Origin of the sequence: Bradyrhizobium sp. Ash2021 (assembly GCF_031202265.1) — a bacterium.
In the GTDB taxonomy this organism is placed as follows: domain Bacteria; phylum Pseudomonadota; class Alphaproteobacteria; order Rhizobiales; family Xanthobacteraceae; genus Bradyrhizobium.
Window position 1 is genome coordinate 8,188,426 of the sequence record NZ_CP100604.1, and the last position, 19,699, is coordinate 8,208,124.

At 59.5% G+C, this 19,699-nt stretch carries 15 protein-coding genes and 1 pseudogene; 10 read left to right on the forward strand and 6 right to left on the reverse strand.

The annotated features are described in order from the left end of the window. Positions 1-2 precede the first annotated feature (2 nt). Positions 3-1,268: an IS256 family transposase gene (locus tag NL528_RS39490; RefSeq protein ID WP_309179737.1), complete on the forward strand. Its 1,266-nt coding sequence runs from the start codon at positions 3-5 to the stop codon at positions 1,266-1,268. Positions 1,269-1,408: 140 nt separating this feature from the next. Here NL528_RS39490 and NL528_RS39495 read toward each other — a convergent pair whose 3' ends face one another. The 3 genes from NL528_RS39495 to NL528_RS39505 all read right to left on the reverse strand — a co-directional run bounded on the left by NL528_RS39495 (position 1,409) and on the right by NL528_RS39505 (position 3,709). After that, entirely contained in the window at positions 1,409-2,188 is a 780-nt protein-coding gene (locus tag NL528_RS39495) for a 3-hydroxybutyrate dehydrogenase (protein ID WP_309179738.1), read from the reverse strand. Between the two features lie 134 nt (positions 2,189-2,322). Further along, positions 2,323-3,495, reverse strand: a complete 1,173-nt coding sequence (locus NL528_RS39500) for a patatin-like phospholipase family protein (protein WP_309179739.1) — start codon at positions 3,493-3,495, stop codon at positions 2,323-2,325. Between the two features lie 67 nt (positions 3,496-3,562). Continuing rightward, positions 3,563-3,709, reverse strand: coding sequence for a hypothetical protein (locus NL528_RS39505; RefSeq protein ID WP_309179740.1), 147 nt, complete (start codon positions 3,707-3,709; stop codon positions 3,563-3,565). Between NL528_RS39505 and NL528_RS39510 the strand changes: the two genes are divergently transcribed. The 5 genes and pseudogenes from NL528_RS39510 to NL528_RS39530 all read left to right on the forward strand — a co-directional run bounded on the left by NL528_RS39510 (position 3,674) and on the right by NL528_RS39530 (position 9,082). Next, entirely contained in the window at positions 3,674-4,039 is a 366-nt protein-coding gene (locus tag NL528_RS39510; protein ID WP_375143938.1) for a hypothetical protein, read from the forward strand. The two genes, NL528_RS39505 and NL528_RS39510, sit on opposite strands and share 36 nt — an antisense overlap. An 885-nt stretch (positions 4,040-4,924) precedes the next feature. After that, positions 4,925-5,484 (forward strand): annotated as a pseudogene (locus NL528_RS39515) (carboxymuconolactone decarboxylase family protein). Between the two features lie 18 nt (positions 5,485-5,502). After that, on the forward strand, positions 5,503-5,757 hold the full coding sequence (locus tag NL528_RS39520; protein ID WP_309179742.1) for a hypothetical protein: 255 nt from the start codon (positions 5,503-5,505) through the stop codon (positions 5,755-5,757). Between the two features lie 171 nt (positions 5,758-5,928). Then, positions 5,929-8,271, forward strand: coding sequence for a mechanosensitive ion channel domain-containing protein (locus NL528_RS39525; protein WP_375144106.1), 2,343 nt, complete (start codon positions 5,929-5,931; stop codon positions 8,269-8,271). A 211-nt stretch (positions 8,272-8,482) separates the two neighbouring features. Continuing rightward, positions 8,483-9,082 (forward strand): hypothetical protein, encoded by a 600-nt coding sequence (locus tag NL528_RS39530; RefSeq protein ID WP_309179744.1) that lies wholly within the window; start codon positions 8,483-8,485, stop codon positions 9,080-9,082. Positions 9,083-9,685: 603 nt separating this feature from the next. Here the strand turns inward: NL528_RS39530 and NL528_RS39535 are convergent. After that, positions 9,686-10,879: a hypothetical protein gene (locus NL528_RS39535; protein WP_309179745.1), complete on the reverse strand. Its 1,194-nt coding sequence runs from the start codon at positions 10,877-10,879 to the stop codon at positions 9,686-9,688. Positions 10,880-11,282: 403 nt separating this feature from the next. Between NL528_RS39535 and NL528_RS39540 the strand changes: the two genes are divergently transcribed. The 3 genes from NL528_RS39540 (at position 11,283) to NL528_RS39550 (ending at position 13,562) form a co-directional block, all read left to right on the forward strand. Then, complete coding sequence (locus tag NL528_RS39540) at positions 11,283-11,747, forward strand: hypothetical protein (protein WP_309179746.1); 465 nt, start codon at positions 11,283-11,285, stop codon at positions 11,745-11,747. A gap of 64 nt (positions 11,748-11,811) precedes the next feature. Beyond that, a complete protein-coding gene (locus tag NL528_RS39545) occupies positions 11,812-12,711 on the forward strand; it encodes a hypothetical protein (RefSeq protein WP_309179747.1) in 900 nt (299 codons plus the stop codon). A 20-nt stretch (positions 12,712-12,731) separates the two neighbouring features. After that, positions 12,732-13,562, forward strand: a complete 831-nt coding sequence (locus NL528_RS39550; RefSeq protein ID WP_309179748.1) for a hypothetical protein — start codon at positions 12,732-12,734, stop codon at positions 13,560-13,562. A gap of 819 nt (positions 13,563-14,381) precedes the next feature. On the opposite strand, the gene NL528_RS39555 is transcribed toward NL528_RS39550, so the two are convergent. Both NL528_RS39555 and NL528_RS39560 read right to left on the reverse strand, forming a co-directional pair. After that, entirely contained in the window at positions 14,382-17,195 is a 2,814-nt protein-coding gene (locus tag NL528_RS39555) for an Hsp70 family protein (protein WP_309179749.1), read from the reverse strand. 27 nt (positions 17,196-17,222) lie between these two features. Continuing rightward, the gene (locus tag NL528_RS39560; RefSeq protein ID WP_309179750.1) at positions 17,223-18,434 is read right to left on the reverse strand and encodes a hypothetical protein; all 1,212 of its coding nucleotides are present in this window, start codon (positions 18,432-18,434) and stop codon (positions 17,223-17,225) included. Between NL528_RS39560 and NL528_RS39565 the strand changes: the two genes are divergently transcribed. Next, positions 18,351-19,694 (forward strand): IS1182 family transposase, encoded by a 1,344-nt coding sequence (locus NL528_RS39565; protein ID WP_074272158.1) that lies wholly within the window; start codon positions 18,351-18,353, stop codon positions 19,692-19,694. The two genes, NL528_RS39560 and NL528_RS39565, sit on opposite strands and share 84 nt — an antisense overlap. Positions 19,695-19,699 lie beyond the last annotated feature (5 nt).

Consider the following 19,699-nt stretch of genomic DNA (forward strand, 5'->3'; position numbering starts at 1 on the left):
CCATGACGAACAATACTACGAGGCCTGATTCTTTGCAGCCTGTGGCCGAGAAGGCTATTGATTTTTTCGACAACTGGTTTGATCCGATCGAGACCGAGGTACGGGCTCGGGCGCGTGAGTTCATCGAAGAGTTGCTCCGCGGTGAGCTCGACGCGGCGCTGGCACGGCCGCGTTACGGCCGAAGCCAGATGGCCAGCAATGAAGCAAGAGCCAGCGTTGCGGGCCACCGCCACGGTAGCCGGACACGGTCGCTGACGGGCACGTTCGGGCCGATCGAGATCGCGGTGCCGCGCGCCCGGCTGACCACTTCCGAGGGCAAGACGGCGGAATGGAAGAGCCAGGCGCTGCGGGCCTATCAGCGGCGCACGCTCGCTGCAGACGCGCTGATCGCCAGCACGTATCTCGCCGGCACCAATACCCGGCGGGTGCGTCGCGCACTGGCAGCCTTGTTCGGCGGGACGGTCGGCAAGGACACCGTGAGCCGAACCTGGCGTAAGGTGAAGAGCGACTGGGATGCCTGGAACGCCCGTTCACTGGCCGAGGATCCGATCGTGCGGCTGATCCTCGACGGCACCGTGGTTCGCGTGCGGCTCGACCGCAAGGCGACCTCGATCTCGCTGCTCGTTGTCCTCGGCGTGCGCGCGGACGGCCTGAAGGTGCTGCTCGCGATCAAGAGCATGGGCGGCGAGAGCGCCGAGGCTTGGCGCACGGTCCTCGACGATCTCATCAGGCGCGGGCTGCGGCAGCCCGAATTCCTCATCGTCGACGGCGCGCCGGGGCTCGACAAGGCCATCGCCGCCGTCTGGGACGGCGTGCCAGTCCAACGCTGCACGGTTCACAAGCATAGGAACCTTTTCGCGCACGCCCCCGAGCGCCTGTATGACGAGATCACCGCCGATTACAACGACATGATCTACGCGGCGACACCTGAGGAGATAGAGGTCCGCCGTAAGGTCTTCATCCGCAAATGGAGGCTCAAGCATCGCGCTGTTGCCGACAGCCAGGAGGAGGCAGGAGACCGCTTGTTCACCTTCACCCGCCTGCCGCAGAGCCAATGGCGCAGCGTACGCACCACCAACGCGATCGAGCGTTTGCACGAGGAATTCAAGCGCCGGATCAAGACCCAAACCGTTTTGCCGTCGTCCGACACCGCCGCCATGTTGTTCTGGGCGCTACTCGCATCAGGACAGATCAACATGCGAAAGGTAGATGGCTGGCAGACGCTCTCCACAAAACCCATCGATCAGCCGATTGACCTTGCCGCCTGAAACGATACCTTCATGTTCCCGGAATGCGCCACACCAATTCCAACCAAATTCCGGACGGCACCTTTGGCGGCGCCGGCGCCAGCTCAATCAAGAGGCTCGAATCCGCAAAAATCTCCTCTTCGATCCGCACGCACCGGGTCTTATTGCATGAACCAGCCGTGAGAAACGACCAGGGACTGGCCTGTTAGCGCATTTGAGCCAAAAGATGCGAGGAACTGAACCGCTTCCGCGACATCGGTCAATGTAGTGAATTCGCCATCGACGGTATCCTTCAGCATCACGTCTCGCACAACGTCTGACTCGGAGATGCCGAGTACCTTGGCTTGCTCGGGGATTTGCTTTGCAACTAGCGGGGTTCGCACAAAGCCCGGGCAGACGACGTTCGCGCGGACCCCGTGCTTGGCACCCTCCTTTGCCACCACCTTGGCCAAACCAATCAGGCCATGCTTGGCAGTCACATAAGGCCCCTTAAGCATTGAGGCTTCCTTGGAATGCACCGAACCCATGTAGATGATGCTGCCGCCGGTGCCTTGGCGATACATCTGCCGCAGCGCGGCGCGGGTAGTCAAGAATGCGCCGTCCAAATGGATCGACAGCAGCTGCTTCCACTTGACGAACTCGAACTGGTCGAGCGGTCCCACCGTCTGGATACCGGCGTTGCTGACCAAAATATCGATGCTGCCGAAAGCAGCAACGGCTGCAGCCATGCCGGCGTCTACCTGCGTCTCGTCGGTGACGTCCATTCCGACGCCGATAGCGCTGTCCATATCGCCGAGTTCGGCCGCCGCAGCAGCGGCGCCCGCCTGATTAAGATCAGCCAAGACAACTTTGGCGCCTGCGCGACAGAAGGTGCGCGCGATTTCCCTACCTATGCCACTCGCCGCGCCGGTAACGACGGCGACCTTGCCTTTGAGATTCATTGGAAGTTTCTTTCATTCGTTTGGCGCGACCGACTTTCGGCGACGTCTCCAAAGCCGGCGCGTCCTGGTGGATGTTTGGTGACGGACAGACGGCTTCCTGATTCCACCGACCCAACAACTTGAAATTTCGTCCCCTAGTCGCGGCCGTCCTGCTCCAGATCGAAGACCGCGACGCCTTCATGGTTGGTAGGTCGCTTCAGGACCTCGGGATGGCGCAGCGTTCGCACCGTGTCGTGGTAACCGGCACGCCAATGAGTCTCCATGCTCGAGCGCGAGAACTCATAATCTTTCGAGTTTCCCTCGTAATTCCTGGCCCGATAAATCAGGTGCACCATGTTGTAGACCTTGCGGTCGGCGATGGAGCCGAGCAGCTTCGCACTGGGTTCGTCCTTCAGATCGTCGGGCAGGCTCTCAAGCAAGGCGGCGACGGTGTTGCGTATCCGCTGTGCACGCTTGAACTGGTCCGTGTTGGCTCGGGTCCGGCTCGAATATTGGATCTCTTTTTGTCGCGTTTGGACTTCGGCCATGTCGCCGGGAAAATCTCCCCGGGCGCTCCATAGATCGACTTGGAAAGCCAGCGTGTCCTGGCGCGGAGTGCTGTCCAGCACCCATTGCAACGGGGTATTTGAGATAAGGCCGCCGTCCCAATAACGCTCGCCGTCGATTTCGACGGCGGCAAAGCCCGGCGGCAAAGCACCGCTCGCCATCACGTGCTCGGGCCGGATCGTGTGGGTGGTCGAGTCGAAATAAACGAAATTGCCGCTCCGCACGTTGACCGCGCCGACGCTGAACCTCATTTCCCGGGCATTGATGCGGTCAAAATCGACAAGGCTTTCCAGTGTGCCTCTCAGCCCGGACGCATCGTAGAAGCTGGTCGCTTCGATCGATCCCGTCGGATGAAGCCAGGGAGACGGAAGCCGCGGCACGAAAAATCCCGACACGCCGCTCAACATGGCTGAATTAGCGCTCATCTGGTTCATGAGTCCTCGGACCCAGTCCCCCTTCATCAAAGACGTCAGGAAATCCTGCGTTCCTCTTCCGAAGACGTCGGAGGTAACGCGCTCCCAAAACTCGCGCAGCTTTTCAACGCGCCTTTCCGGCGGGTTGCCTGCGATAAGGGCCGAATTGATGGCCCCGATCGAGATGCCCGCCACCCAGTCCGGATGGATGCCGGCTTCCGAGAGCGCCTCATAGACGCCAGCCTGGTAAGCGCCGAGAGCGCCACCCCCTTGCAGCAGCAATGCGGTGCACTCGAAGGGCGGACGGCGCTCAGCGCAATGGTCTTTTTTCTGGTCGACCGGCAACATGATTGAAATGGTTCTCCAACGTGGCCTTCGGGCGGGCTCCCACAAACAGATAGCGGCCTGGGCCTAATTATGCTAATGCATATAGTTCAGTGCCATCATTAAATTTGTTCATGAGGGACACATCAATCTGCTGCGGGTTTTTGAGATCCTGCATGACGAGCGTAACGTCACCAGGGCGTTGGCTCGTCTTTTTCTCACGCAGGCGTTCAGCCATGCGCTCGCGCGGCTCAGGGATGTGCTGGACGATCCCTTGTTCGTGCGAATTCCGTCGGGTTTGCAGCCGACGAACCGCGCGCACCAACTTGCACCACGACTGCGCCTGGCGCTGGCCGAGGTCCGCAGTGCGGTCGCAACCCCGATATTCGACCCGGCCAAGACCCGCCAGCGTTTCACCATTTCGGCTGGTCACTATTTTTGTACGCTGATCGTCCCCAGTTCGATCGCGCTCGCGCGCAAATCTGCGCCGGGCATAACCCTGCAGATCGTCAACATCAGCGCTGACCTTGCTCAGGCACTCGACAGCAGCAGGTCGATATCGCGTTAGGTCGCTCCTCTTGATGAAGCAATTTCATAATGCTGCTGATAAACGAGCATTATCCGTGACCGTGTTACGCGCCCTATGTTCGGCGGGTGTCAAAGCAGAGTCGCCCACAGATTTCAGAGAAAAAAACAGACCGCCATCAGCAGGGCCGCGTTTAAAAACCTCGCTCGCGATCTTCCCTATGGGCTGATCATATTTGCCCAATTCTCACGGTATTCGGCATCCTAATTGCTCTCTCGGACGACTGGGCGCCCTAGCAACCATCTCGACGCCAGTCGGACAGCGCAAAGCTTTCTCTTGATGATCGTATAATTACCGCGCCGCCGGACGGCATCGCCGACGGCGATCGAAGCAATACGAAAAATCAGCACCGATGCGCCGGAAATATTCCGTCGATGCGATCAGGCCTTTCCTTCGGACGGAGATCGCTCTGTCATGAACGATATCGATGACGATCGTGACGAATTGCCATTCGCACAACTCGATCTCGCGCGCTATCACAGCATGCCTTGCTCTTGGAGTCGCCCATGTGCGAAGGCAGTTCAAGACGGTCCTACAAGATCAACACCTGCTTCGAAGCGTTGGTGCACTGTTCGGAGTGCCAGGCATCGCGCGCGATGGCGATCAAAACGATCCAACCGGGAATGTTTGGCAGCAGAGACGAGATAATTTATCAGTGCATGCAATGCGGAGCAGAAACGTCGAAGTTTGCCGAATAAGACTTAGCCATCTGCCGACCCAAGCAGGCCCTTGCGGGAAGTCGCGCGATGGGTGATTTGCGATCAGCGCTACACCGTCGCCGGTTCACTACTTCCGCCGTCATTTCATTTGCCATCATCGTAGCGAGAGACAATTCCAAACCCGACTGAATAGCCACGGAGTTCGCGAATGCGTTTACCCACAATTCCTCCTTCAGATCTTAATGCCGAACAGCAGCCGCTGTACGAAGATATGAGGCTCGGCATTGCGGCCAATTTTCAAGGGTTCGTCAATGTTCGTGGCGACGGCGCTTTACTGGGGCCGTGGAATCCCTGGATACACGAACCAAAGTTCGGAAAACCCGTCTGGGACCTGACCAAAGCATGGTATCGCAACCATCGCTTCCCGCTGCGGTGAGAGAAGTTGCGATTCTCGTCACTGGCTCGCACTTTCGGTCGGGCTATGAGCTCTACGCGCACGTGATCGTTGCGGAGCATCGCGGCCTCTCGGACGAGAAATTAGCAACCATCGTCGCTGGCCAGCGTCCCACGGATCTGTCGCGGCAGGAGGCTGCCGCATATGACTTCGCCTCGGCGCTTGTGAGCGGCGGCGTGTTGCCCGAATTGACTTATCGCGCAGCCGTCGAACAATTCGGCAAGCACGGCGCGGCCGAACTCTCTTACCTCATTGGTCTCTATTGTCTGGTCTCAGTGACGCTAAACACATTCGATGTCCCGGTGCCCGACTAAACTTGCGTTGGCGGCGGCGTGGAGGTGGCACCCGGGCATTATCCGCTGATCGTCGCGGTGCAGGCAGCATGGTTGGTGTCGCTGTGGGTATTCGGACGCGATCAACGGGTGAATTTCGTCGCCTTCGTCGGCTATCTCGTCCTGCAGGGCTTTCGTTTCATCCTAACTATGCGGTGGTTGCCGGCGAGATCGGAGTACTTCCGCTGGCTCTTGGTCTCCGCACGTGGTCGCCGTCTTCCCGATTCTCAACGCTGCGGTTCTCGCGATCCGTAGCGGCGATTAATCGCTGCGGCATTTTTGCGATGCGGCAAATGCCAAGAGAAAGCCGCCACAGCGGCAGACTTCCGACACACGATAACAGCGAAAAGAGTGATCGACATGACGCTTGCGCTAAGGCAAATACCGTCCGGCTTTGCTGTCGAGCACATATTCAAAGGGGCCTTCGTGTCGCACAAACTCTTGCCCTCGATCTTGCTCGCCTGCGCGTTGTTTGCCTTCCCTGCTTTTGCGCAGACCGGCGCCACGACTAAGATAGCCGCCCCGGCCACGAACAAGGCCGATGTGCTGACGCCCGATCAGGCGAAGCGGGCGCTCGATACGCTTCAGGACGACAACAAGCGCGCGCAGATGATCGATACGCTGCGTGCCATCGCCAATGCCTCGCCGCAGGCCGCACCACCCGCGCTCGAATCGCAATCTGCGATTCCACTCACGGCGGACAGCCTTGGCGCACAGCTCTTGCTGACGGTGTCCGAACAGATCGGCGAGATCTCGCACGAGATCGCCGGTATGGCGCGGACGCTGACGAACTTTCCCGCGTTCTATTACTGGATCGTGCGAACCGCTAACGATCCGTCCGTGTATGATCAGTTGCTTGATATCGCTTGGAAACTGGCGTTGGTGTTCGGTTGCGCCCTCGCTGCCGAATGGTTGATCTTCCGTGTCATTAAGCGGCCGGTGGCGCTGCTGGAAGCCCGTCTTTTTCAAACGGCGCGTGCCCCGGCGCAGACGCTGGCCATGGTCGATCCGCCATCCTCCGCGACGGATGTAATCGTTGAGCCCGAACTGCACCAACGGCGCCTGAGCCTGGCGCGCGCCTGGCAGTCGCTGGTCAGACTGCCGTTCGTGTTGGGACGTCTCGCGCTCGATCTGGTCCCGGTGCTCGTCTTCGTCGGTGCCGCCACGATGTTGTTGGGTACCGGGATCGGCGATCTCGCAACTACCCGGCTTGCGATCCTGGCGGTCGTGAATGCCTACGCGCTGTCGCGCGGGCTGATCTGTGTCACGCGGGCGCTGGCGGGGCCGTTCGGTCTGTTTCGCGTTCGCGCCGAGACCGCCGCCTATATCGAGATCTGGGCGCGGCGTATCGTCACCGTCGGCGTATCAGGCATCGCCTTTGCGAATGTGGCGCTGCTGCTGGGCTTGCATCGCGCCGGCTACGCGGCGATGCTGCATCTGGTGGTGCTGATCGTGCATCTCTTTATCGCCGTCATCATCCTGCAGTGTCGCCGCCAGGTCGCCCGGGCGATTCGCGCGCCGGTCGGCCGCGAGGGCATAGCGGCCAGGTTGCGCGATCGCGTCGCCGACGGGTGGCACTATCTTGCGATCGCATTGGACCTCGCACTGTGGGCTGTGTGGGCGCTGAATATCCCCAACGGTTACTCGCTGCTGCTGCAGTATTTTGTCGGCACCATTGCGGTCGCACTGATCGCACGTCTCGCCACCATCGTGGTGCTGAGCCTGATCGATCGCGGTTTCCGTATCAGCCCGGACGTCCTGCAGCGCTTCCACGGCCTGGAAACCCGCGCCAATCGCTATCTACCGCTACTGCGCCAAATCGTCTCGGCCGTCATCGCCTTCATCGGCTTCGTTGCACTGCTTGAAGTCTGGGGTGTGGATGCCGTCGTCTGGTTCTACGGCGGCCAGATCGGTAGCCGGTTGTTGTCGGCGGTCGTGACGATCGGCATCGCCGCGCTGGCGGCGGCGGCTATCTGGGAGTCAAGCAACGCGCTGATGGATCGCCAGCTCAATGTGCTCTCGCGTGACGGTCACTTCGCGCGCGCGGCGCGACTGCGTACCTTTCAGCCGATGCTGCGAACGGCGCTGCTGTGCCTGATCGTCACGGTGGTCGGTTTGACGGCGCTGAGCGAAATCGGCGTCAACGTCGCCCCCCTGCTGGCCGGCGCCGGGATCGTCGGTATCGCCATCGGCTTCGGCTCACAGAAACTGGTGCAGGACCTCATTACCGGGTTGTTTCTCCTGCTGGAAAATACCGTCCAGGTTGGTGACAACGTCACCGTGTCCGGCCTGTCAGGGATCGTCGAGAACGTTTCGATCCGCACCATTCGTTTGCGGGCCGCCGACGGCTCGGTGCACATCGTTCCCTTCAGCGCCGTGACGACGCTGACCAATTCAAGCCGCGGTGCCGGCAATGCCGCCGTCAGCGTCAACGTTTCCTACAAGGAAGACACCGACCGCGCCGGCCAGATACTTAAGGACATCGTTGCTGAAATGCGTCACGAGCCCGAATACCGGAGTGCGATCCGCGGCGATCTCGAACTGTGGGGCGTCGACAAGGTGGACGGCTCGATGGCGTCGATCGTCGGCCAGATTCGCTGCACCGACAGCGGTCGCTGGCCCGTGCAACGCGAATTCAACCGCCGCATGAAGCGCCGATTCCAGGAGTGCGGAATTGAAATCGCATCCGCGAGCCAAACCATTCTGATGCAGGTTCCTCCGCCGGCCGACACAGCCTCGAATTCGATGCCTCGCCGGTCGGCTGGCTAGTCGCAAATTGCGCCTTCATGGTGATGAAGCCCATCGGCAGCTCGCTCCCGTGTGCTGTCCGGTGCGCCGTCTCGAACCATGAGCTTTTAGCCTCATCCTTGCGCGGCAAGCCTGAACTTTTCAAGGTCTAAGTAACCACTTCTATATTGGTGAGGTCAAATACAAGAACGAGATCCTGCCCGGCGAGCAGCCTCCGATTATGGATCGGGCGATGTTCGACGCAGTCCGGCAGAAATCGCTCGCCCAATGGTCGCACCGCACCGTCGTTCGCAACAAATCTGATCAGCTCCTAACGGGACTGCTGTATGACGATGCCGGCCATCGAATGATTCCAACCCATGCCACCAAGGCTGGCATCCGCTATCGCTACTACGCGTCGGCCCCTGTCCTGCATGGCGAGGCTAGAACCGCATCAGCAGGATCGGTCCCCCGCGTTCCTGCTGCTGATATCGAAGACACCATCATAAAATCCATGGAGGCGCATCTTGCCGGCAAACAGAGCGGTTCGACATCCAGGGCGGTACGACCAGGGGACCGCGAGGCTCTCGCACAGCTAGTCGCGGGGATTGTTGTGCACACGGACAGGCTAGTCGTGCGATTCAAGTCAGATCACACAGATGAAGCGGCCGATCGCTCGGATGATCCGTCGCTCACGATTGCCTGGCGTAAGCCGCCCTCCAAGAGAGCCCGCCGGATCCTGCTCCCGCAGAATGCATCCCGAAACGACGTCCGTCCGGAACAGTTCGAACGCCGCGCTCGCCTGGTCAGCGCCATGGAAGCCTTGAAAACACACGGAAATTTTCGCCAATGAAAAACGCCCGTAAGCGATGGAAATTCCTCGTATTTTCGGTGCTAGGTGATTGATTTGCCCAGATAAATCCTGGCTGGGGCGGGAGGGTACTCACCCCTAAACCAAAACGTCAAAAACAACTGAAATCACTATATAATTCAGCGCAGCACGGTCATTGTGTAGCAGCTCAGTGAAGCAGGCCGCAAGAGCAACCATTCCCGACATATCGGTGACAGGTGGATGAACAGGCGCGCCCGCGAGGCCGGCCGGGCTCTCGTGAACTAGACCAAAAAGTCTCGGCTTTCGGTCCCGCGCGATACGCCAAGCACTATTGATTGACCGTTTGCCGCGGGCAGTCGATCCCGCGGGCGGCGCCGGATGACGTGCGCCTCAAAGAGCCAATCCCAGAAACCGGATGCTGCGGAGCGATTCACGAAACTCGCAAACGCCGAGATCTTGACGAAGTCCTACGGCGAGCCAAGTCAGCTTGAATATGTAGGATTATCGGTTCCAGCCGCCATGAAGGTATCCGCTGGAAAAACCAGGCGCTTGCCAGCAATGTCTGCTTCAGTGAGCAGATAGCAGTCTTTCGAAATAACCTCTCCTCCAACCCTGTGCATCTTCTCAGAAGGCCGGGATACGCAGCGTATTGTTTAGGCGCTCAAGCGTGAGCTGTAAGGAAGTACTCGCCACATTCGGGTTCTGGTCGGCTTGCAGCGGCGTAGGTGCGCGCACGGTGCGCTGGACGACGGTGGTTGAAGCGGGATGATTGATCGTATCGAGAACCTGTCCCTTCTTGGCGTCCAGGCTTTGCTGAGCCTGATTTGTTTCGGCTTGAATTCTTCTGAGCGTCGTCAGTCTATCCGCATTCGTCGCAAAGAACTCGCGCGCTTCCGACTGCTTCCTGAGCAATTCCGACCTGGCCTCAGGTCGGAGTTCCTGAATGGTCGCATCAGGCGCGGGCACGCTGAAACTCTGCAACTGATCGGCTCGTTGCAAAAATACATTATTCTCTGCAAGCGTCCTTTTGTTAGCACCTATCTTATCTGAAAGGTCCTTAATTTCCTTTTCCAGAGCCTGAAGAGCTTCAAGCTGAAGCTTGGCGTAGTTCGCGGTCGTTTTCGTTTGCGAGGCGGTTCCGGCCGCGGCCTTGCCGAGGGACACCTCGACGATATTGTCCTCTAGACGATCGATAGTGCCCGTCGGGGTAATGGTTGTGGCAGGAGCCGGCATAATCACAAATGAAGGTGACGCGTTTGCGTTCAGATCGATACTGAACTCAAACGAATGGCCAATGCTCGCGAGGTCCGATGTTTTTGCGGATATCGTGGATTCAGACAAGGCGCCGTCAAATGCGCGGTCCATCCAATTCTCGAACCCGATCCTTCCCTTGAGAAGCGGATGAGCGACGTAAGCCGGCGCCGGCTCGCAGCGGGGGCCGTCCTTCACCGTCGCGAAGTCGAGGTTAAATTTAAGGATCGCAATTCTGTTAGCGGTCGTCGTGCCGCCGCCGCCAACACCCAGGTTGAGGGTCGAGCCTCTTGGAAGAAGGATAGGATTGGTGCTGGAAGCAAGCTTGACGCCTCCCGTTTCGTTACCCTTGAGGGTGACCGTATATTGACCCTGCCAAGTTCTGAGCCATTGCCGCCCGGGCCGATGATAGATCTGGGTTCGGACCGCGTCCTGAAACTCGCAATCGATGCTTGCGACCAGCGCCTCAATCGGCAAGACCTGCTCGCTCACTAGCTCGGGAACGTGCGTTCCGCATCCCGCAAGTATGAAAGCTCCCAACAAACACAAAAACAATTGCGCACGCATGGACGCCCCCAGAGGCCCATTACTAACTTGCTCTTATAAAGCGATGCGAACTTATACTATGCAACTAGCGGGCGATAGTGCCCATTCCCTCCCGCGCAAGGCTCTTTACGCGTGGTTGGCGCAACCGTCCGATGTTTAGCATGTGCCAAGCAGGTAGCTGGCGACACGGGTGACAGTCGTCTCCGACCACAGGCGGGGCGTCCGTCCATCAAATACGGCCGAGGAGACGAACTGCATGGAATCCAGCTTTGACAACGAGGCTCCACCGTTTGCATAACGGGGCCAGTAGTCGCGAGCCGTGTCACCTGCTGAAAACTTCGTCTGTCATAGGGCTATTTAGCGCCGAGGACTACGGTTATACTCCCACAGATTTTATGACCCCGGCATTGCAACGGAGGATAACATGGAGAGGAAGCCTAAGGCAAAGAAAGCCAAGAAGGCCAGCTCAGGAAAGCAGTCAGGCGGGGTTAGTGTCTCCGGGAGAATTGGTAGTGTCGGTGGTGACGTCATCGGCCGCGACAAAAACACCGTCAACATCTCAAAGATCGATGAAGCATTCGGCTCTCTCTCCAAAAAGATAGAAGCCTCGGATGCGCACGTGAGCCCAGAGGCCAATGAAACGCTTGAAGCACTGAAGAAAGAAGTAGCCAAGGGAAGCAAATCCAAAGATAGCGTCATGGCCACTCTACTGCAAAAGCTGGTGAAGCTGGTCCCGGAAGCGACAGGCTCCATTGTGAGCGCCTTCGCCACGCCACTGCTTGGCAAGATTGTGGGGCCACTTACGGGGCTTATTCTCAAGAAGTTTGAAGGCGCTGGCGATGCGCCGGCAACAAAGGACGCCGAAGAAGACGATACGACCTCCGTCTGAATTGCTTCGTCGGGCTACGTTCGCCTCCAACAGAACGCTGCAAGATGTCGAACAGGACGATATCATGATAAAACGGGACAGACGGAACGGAGTTACCATATCCGGAACGATGGGCGACGTAGACGGTGACGTTGTTGGTCGCGACAAAATTGAGCTTAACCTCACGCTTATTGAAAATCCCGAGACCTCCGAGACGCTGAGAACAGCGCTGGAATTCATGCAACGTGCATCCTCACTTCTCGAGGACGCTTCAGCCAAGAGACGCCTTTATGCTCCAGTCGGGGAGCGATCCCCCACTTTGTCCTTCTGGATCAGAGAAGCTCTCGATCCGCTACATGGCGCCATGAAATCGGTGCACAGCATTTATCTGACGACCTTCGGCGACGTTGAGAGATTGTTAGACGATAACGATCCGACTTCCCTAAATGTCGCCTTACAGCTTCTTTCCAGGCGCCACCTCGAAACGCGCGAAACCCGGATGGAGCTTCAAGCATTCCGAATTTCAATTCGGGAATTAGACGGCATACCAGTGGAGATACAGAAATATCTCGACGCCTGCGAAACCTATTTCTTGCATGCCACGGTCATAGCCGTGTCAAGCCCAATGCGCGCTCTCCTTGAGCAGTTGTCACGTCTTGACGTTTCAGCGCTAAGTGATCAGCAACTGAAGGCCATGGACCCCTACGAGGGATCGCGGCTTCCAACCGCGGCCCGCACGAGCGTGTGCGGCGTCATACACCATCTGGAAGAAAACTGGCCGCATGTCTTGTCGCGATATTACAGCGGCAGGCTTCAATTCCTGCAACGAGGCGAGCTGAAAAACGACGTAGAAGGTCTCCTTGAACAATTGAGCCTTCTGACTCGCGAACGGCGGTTAGGGTCAATACGCAGAGCCAGTACGTCCAACGCATCGGAGGAATTAGGCGGCATAGAAGCAGAACTCGACAGCTTGACCAGCGAATGAGCCCGCAAGGTAGCCCAACCATGAGTGACCGCGCGAACATGGACGGCGCCGGCGCGGATAGCGGAACCGGCAATACCTTCAATGGCGTCCTTGTCTCCGGTAACATCGGGAGAATCGTCGGAGATCTGATTGGCGGCGATAATACGGTCATCAACAATTTTGGAAATCCCGCTTTTGAAGCCAAAGTGCTCGGCCTCTTTGAATCCTGGAGCGCATCGAACGCCGAGCGATCCGCGCTCGCCGCGAATTTGATAGCCCTAAAGCTCGCAACGGTCTTTGTCGATCAGATGCGCCTTCTTTATATAACGACCGGTCAGCGCGTCAGAACGGCCAATGCTCATCTTCTTGCTCATTTCATTGAACGCGCCGATAACGATGCGAAGCAATTAGACATTTACATGCAACGATATTCGCTAGCACAACTCGACGCGGCATTCTTGAAGGACGTTTATGCCGTAGAACAATACTGCGCTAAGACATTCAAGAAGTTTGGCAGCGCTCATCCCCTTCCCCGCGACCAAAAGGACTTATTTCGCGACATGGCGAGCGCGACGCTGCCGATGCGCCGGATTTTGCATGCGGCGGATACGAAGGTTATCGCATCAACAGTCGCCGTCGTGAACGACATCGCGACAGGTTTGCGGCGCGCCTATTCCTATCCGGCGGGATTTGCGAAGGCGGACGAAATCGCCATGCTGCGATTTGAGATTCAGACAGAGGCTCTCAAACGCCTGCAAAGCGACGCGTCTATCCAAATCCGCACCATTGACGACGACGCGGAAGGCCGTTTCGCGCCCCTTTACTTCATTATCGATCACTGGCTACTGGATGAGTGCAAACCTTCGCTTTAACCGCTCGTACATCTAGGCTGATTTGAAGCCATATTGACAGTTTGCATGCTTAAGAGGGTGGATAGTGATCAGGCCGGTATCCCAAATCTCAAACACGCTCGACTCGGAAAGCCGGCAGCGGCTTTGTTGAAACAATCTTTGCGCGCGACAGCACATAAGTGGCAGCGCATAATGCACCATCGCGCGACGCGGCTTTAGCCTCATCTAAGATGATCCCAAGCGTGTCATATTTCGTTGGGCTCCGCCCACCCCTGATTTGGGCTTTGATTGATCAGGATCGCCCCCACAACCGTATGTATAAACTTGGATCGCGCCAAGATTGGCCAGCGCGTTATCGTCGTAAACGTTGAGTTCGCCGAAGAGGCCATCAATTCGCGTCAGCACAACGGAATCACCGTTCGAGGTCTTACTCAACCGACTTTTGCAACAAAATCGGCCCTATCCCGACATCAATCTAACAGTCGCCCTCGTCAGCTTTTGACCCAGGCTGTGTGAAAACTCAAAATCTCGAAGCGCGACGAGAATGATATTCTTGAGTTCGACCTCGAAATTGAATGGGCTTGCAATGTGGGCACTTGAAACGGTCTTGAACGACTAACTTGTTCTATCGCGATCGAGCTTCCTCGCGTTTTCACGCAGCCTGGACCCGAAGCCGAACCATCGCAACAAACACGGGATGTCCGATATGCGGCGCGTCAAACTAGCAGAAACATTAACTTACGTTAAACCGCTGCGGCGGCGACAGTGCTTGCGACTTCATCACGCTTCTCGGCGGCGCGGCGGCGGCATGGCCGCTAGCGGCGCGGGCCTCGCGCATGTCTATTCGATCAAGATCAGACCGGGAGGGAGTGAATCGTCGTGTAGACTGGCCCGGTCGGATCGTCCGATCGGAACGAACCCTTTGATTTTTGCGGTCTGCAGCGCAGGGACGCCGGATTTCTCCAGCTTGCTGGCAATCAGGCCGCGCAAAGGCATGGGTAGATCCAGGCTCCGATCGTCGACGACGCGCGCGGCCCGGAGGAACAGAATCTGCAGGTCGAGCAACTCCGGCGTAGTCCAATCGAAGCGCTGGAAAGCCTGATACGCGTGCTCGACGAGATCGGGCGAGACGACAGTCTCCGGCCCTGCGTAGAGCGGAGTTCGGTTGAGCAGGAGTCCGAGCGCCGCAAGATAAGGAGCGCAGTGCCGCTTGGCCCGTGCAAGCGTCACCGCGATGTCGCAGAAGCGACGCACCAGTTCCGCCTTGGTGTCGTGGTGGATCAGTTCCAGGGATCCAGCCAGGCGCACGAGTTCGTCGGGCGCCCTGCCGCTGCGGATCCTGTCGATCTCTCCGGCCATAAGCCTGGTCTGGCGTTCGCGCGTGAGCCCGCCCGCCACCCGGCGCCAGAGGATGTATTCCTGGCTCTTGATGCGCCGACCGGGAAAACACGAGCCATCATCGTGCACCCGCCACAGGGCATCGATACGAAGGTCGTCCCGGACAACGCCGAAGCCCGGGCGCAACAGAAATCCAGCCATGATGAGCCATGCCTCTTCGTGGTCCGCCGAACGTCGTCTGTCGTCCCGCCGCTCCTCGAGCGCAGGCCAAAGGGCGCGCAGCAGGGGCCCGTTCCATTCACTTCTGGCAGACGCGAGGATGCGCTCCATACCCTTGAGGATCGTGGCAGCAGTAATCTTGTTCTTTTTGCTGTTATTGGCAGGCTGGGTGAACACGATCCCGATCTGCCTGCGTGCCGTTTCCAGCGCGTCCGCTGAAGCGTTCGGTTCAATCGGAGCGTTTGCCTCCAGCGCCCGCCCCGCACCGGGCGCGCCCGCGACGCCTTGGACGTGCTCGCGCATGTTGAATTCCAGCGGCCAGGACTGCTGGACGGCGGGGTCGGCGCTGACGCACGAGATGTGGAGCAGCCCCAGTGCGTTCATCCGCGCCGTCAGACCGACGGGCAACATCCCGCCCGCTTCCGGACCGGATAGCTCAGCCGTCCTGACGACGGTCTGGAGCGGGGGCAACGGGTGAAATTCGCCTTCGGACCAGGAAACGATGTCTCCGGCCCGGCTGACGCTCTTCCGGGTTGAGGAATAAGCCTGGAAGCGCACCAGCTGATCGGTGCGGAGCTTAAGCCCAAGATCAGCGATCTCAAAAAGCTGCGACGGCGCTGCACCCTGAGGAAGAACGCATACGAGGGGTGGACGCACAGTCTCGCGATCCGTTGCCTGTATCCCCTCCACTTCGAGAAAGATCGCAGCGGCGGCCCCAGCGGCGATGCGGCCCGAACGGTGGTGGAGAAGGGCACCAAATCGCGCGGCTCCGCGCGCCACCGCCAGATCCGGCTCCTCGTTCTCCAGAACCTGCGGTACGTAGCCGTCCTGCCAGCCTCCGATCTGCTCGCGGAGTCTTTGGCGCAGGAGCGGCGGTCGGACGGATCCGCCGTTGAACAGGACGGCATCAATGCGCGGGCGATCGTTGAGGAATTCGGCAAGGTGTCGGGTTATCGCGCTGTCGGGAGGATAAGGAAGCCCCCATTCCCTCAGTGCCGCGTGCGTCCGGTACGGCCGCGCCGCCGCGTCGCAGAAGGGAAAAAATCCGTCCAGCAATAGGCTCTCGATTTCCGCCCGCATCACCGTCGCCGCCTGCGAGCCGCCGACCATCCCCGACCCGCGACCGGCCAGTGCAACAACGAACCGCTCATCCGGCGGCCCCGTAGTGGCCAGCGCGTGCTCTTTCAGATGACGGCAGGCGGCGACGAGCTGATCCCATTGCGGGCCGGAAAGCTGGCCGCCCGCCCCGGCAAGCCGCGGCTCCAGGAAATGGGCGACGGCAAGGTCGATATTGTCGCCGCCGAGCAGCGTGTGCTCGCTCACCGCGACACGCCTGATGTCAGGCTCCGGCGTTGGCTCGTTGAGGCGAACTTCAAAAATGCTGAAATCCGAGGTGCCGCCGCCGATATCGATGACCAACACGTGTCGCAGCCCGACATCGCCGTTGTCCGGCCGCTGCCATAATTCGCGCGCTGGGTCGTGGCTTTCCAGCCAGCAATAGAACGCAGCCTGCGGCTCTTCGAGCAGTCGCACATCGCCGGGGAAGCCCGCTTCCTCGGCGGCGGTAATCGTCAGCCGCTGCGCCGCCGCATCGAAGGAAGCCGGGACGGTAACCGTGATGTCCTGATCATCGAACGCAAACCCGGCCTGGGCAAACCGGCTGTTCCAGATCCCCCGCAGATAGTTCAGAATCAGTGCCGAGGCGCGTACCGGTGAGATTTTCTGCTCACGTGCCAGAACCGTCGATCCCCATGGCAGAAAGGGTGCCGACCGGTCGGCGGCGTGATGGCAAAGCCACGACTTCGCGGAATGGACGACCCGTCCGGGCGCTTCGCTTGCCTTCATGCGTGCAAAAAGGCCGACGATCCATTGCCCGGCTCCGACCTCCTCACCGCGCAAGTGTGCTGCGACCGCTTCCTCTGGCAGGTACAGGAAAGAAGGTAGCGTTGGCTTCTCGGTCAGACTCGCCAGGCCTTCCCATTGCGGGACGAGAAGGACCTCTGGCGTCCCCTCGCCGACCAGTGGCGCGAATGCGAGTGCGGAGTTGGTCGTGCCGAGATCAATACCAATGGCGAAGCGGGCGCGGTCTTTCGTCAAGAATTACCTCCAGAGGCGGTCCGGCTCCTATTCCGTGCGGACCTGGAACTCAACCTTCCATCGGCGATCGGAGTTCGTGTGCCTCATCCAAAGCTCAAGGATGCCAAGTTCGGTGACGACGGGGCTGACGCGGACCGGCACCACCTGCCCCACCGGGACGTCCAGTGCCGGGATCGCGACTTCGAGCAGGCCAGCGTCATCAAGCTCACGCTCGGCGTCGGGGAGTATCTGTCCCGGCGTATCGCCGCTTCGTACCGAGGAGGAGAAAAACCGAAACTCCGCCGTGCGGCCGGTGACAAGGCCGAACTCGCGTCCTTCGATCAGCAGTTCCGTGCCTTCCTGCATCCCCTGCGGGACAACACACAATGCCTTCAGCGGCGGCTTGTAGCCCGGAATGGCGGGCATCGACGTTTCCAGGCCGATGTAATAGGAGCGCGCCGCGCCGGCCTTAATGCGCATGCCCTTGCCAGTGGCGCGGAGACGTCCGTAGATCGCGCCGCCGCGTGCGACGGCGAGGTCTGGTTCGAAACCCTGTAATTCGCGGACTGGCTGGCCCCCATTCCAGGACGCCAGCAGATCAAGCACCCGGGTGCGGATTGGCGCGGCCTTGAAAACGCCCCCATTGAACAAGACCGCGGTCGGCATCAGCATCTGCGCGCCAGCCGATGCTCCCACCAGAGCGGCAAGCTTTTCGCTTGCCTTCACGTTCTGCAGGCTCTGAGCGAGAAACCGGGCGATATGCTTGCTGACGACCGGATCGGAAGCATAGGGCAGACCGAATTCCTGCAGCCCTGCCATACCGCTCTCGCGCGGCAGGTCGTCAAGGCAGGTTCTGGCGAAAAAACCGTCGACAACAACTTGCTCCAGCATCTCGCGATCGAGAGTCGTTGAGACAGTCTTGGCAAGCAGGCTGGAGCCGCGCGAGGGGACCGCGATTGGCGCCTGCGCCAGCCCGCCATCATCAATCAGGACGATCTTGGCTTTGGAGGCGGCATGCACGAGCGCCAGGAACTGCCAGGAGTCCAGCCGTTTGCCCGCGGCCTCAAGCTTGGCGTTCAGCGCATATGCGAGCGCCAAATCCATATTGTCGCCACCTAGGAGCCTGTCCGAATAGTGGCTGTTCAATTCTGAGCGAGTCTGATTCAACCTTGGGCGATGAGCAAGTATTTTCGCCCCTGGAATATCGATCAGACGCTGCTTCTGCCGCCGAATGTGCAGGACTTCGTGCCGAAAGGCCATGTCTCGCGGTTTATCGTTGAACTGGTGCGGGAGAGCCTCGATCTCAAGGAGATCACGGGCAGCTATGTGAGCGGGCTCGGGCAGCCGCCGTTCGACCCGCGCATGATGGTGGCGCTTGTGCTGCACGGCTATGCGAGTGGGCTGTATTCATCGCGGCGGATCGCGAAGGCCTGCCGCGAACGGAATGATTTTGTAATGATTGTCGCGCTCGATCCGCCGGATTTTCGCACGATCAGCGACTTCCGCAAGCGGCATTTGAAGGCGCTCGGCGCACTGTTCCTGCAGGTTCTGAAGTTGTGCGAGACGGCAGGGCTGGTCAAACTCGGCCATGTCGCGCTTGATGGCACGAAGATCAAAGCGAACGCGTCGAAACATAAAGCGATGAGTTATGAGCGCATGAAGAAACGCGAGGCGGAATTGAAAGCCGAGGTCGCTCGCATGCTGGCGGCCGCTGAGGCGGCGGATGCTCAGGAGGACGAGACTTTCGGCAAAGACAAACGCGGCGACGAGCTGCCGGATTGGGCTGGCGACAAGGAGAAGCGGCTGGCGAAGATCCAGCAGGCGATGGCGGCGCTGGAGGCCGACGCCAGGCTGGCCGCGGAGGAAGAGCGTCGCATCGAGGCCGAAAAGGAACAGCAGCGCCAAGCCGAAGGCCGCAAGAAGCCGGGCAAACCGGCGGCGCCGGCATCGGACCAGCCTGATCCCAAGTCGCAACGCAACTTCACCGATCCGGAAAGCCGCATCATGAAGTCGAAGGATGGCTTCGTTCAGGCCTATAATGCACAGGCCGCCGTCGACGCAGGCGCCCAGATCATTGTCGCGCACGAACTGACGCAGTGCGGCAACGATCAGGGCCAGCTGGTGCCCCTGATCGAGGCCATCGAGAACAATCTCGGCCGCACGCCGGAGCAGGCCTCAGCGGACTCCGGCTACTGCAGCGAATCCAATCTCGAAGCGCTCGAAGCACATCGCGTTGACGGCTATGTCGCGCCTGGACGCGCCAAGCACCCGACAGCCGCGAACGGAAAAATCGGCGGACCGCTGACCCAACGGATGCGAAAGAAGATCGACGATGGCGGCTTCGAAACGCCCTACCGATTGAGAAAGCAAGTGGTCGAACCGGTCTTCGGACAGATCAAACAGGCGCGCGGCTTCCGCCAGTTCCTGTTGCGGGGTGTCGAAAAAGTGCGTGCCGAGTGGGCCATGATCTGCACCGCCCACAACCTCCTGAAGCTGTTCACCCTCGCAAAGGCTGCCTGAGCCGG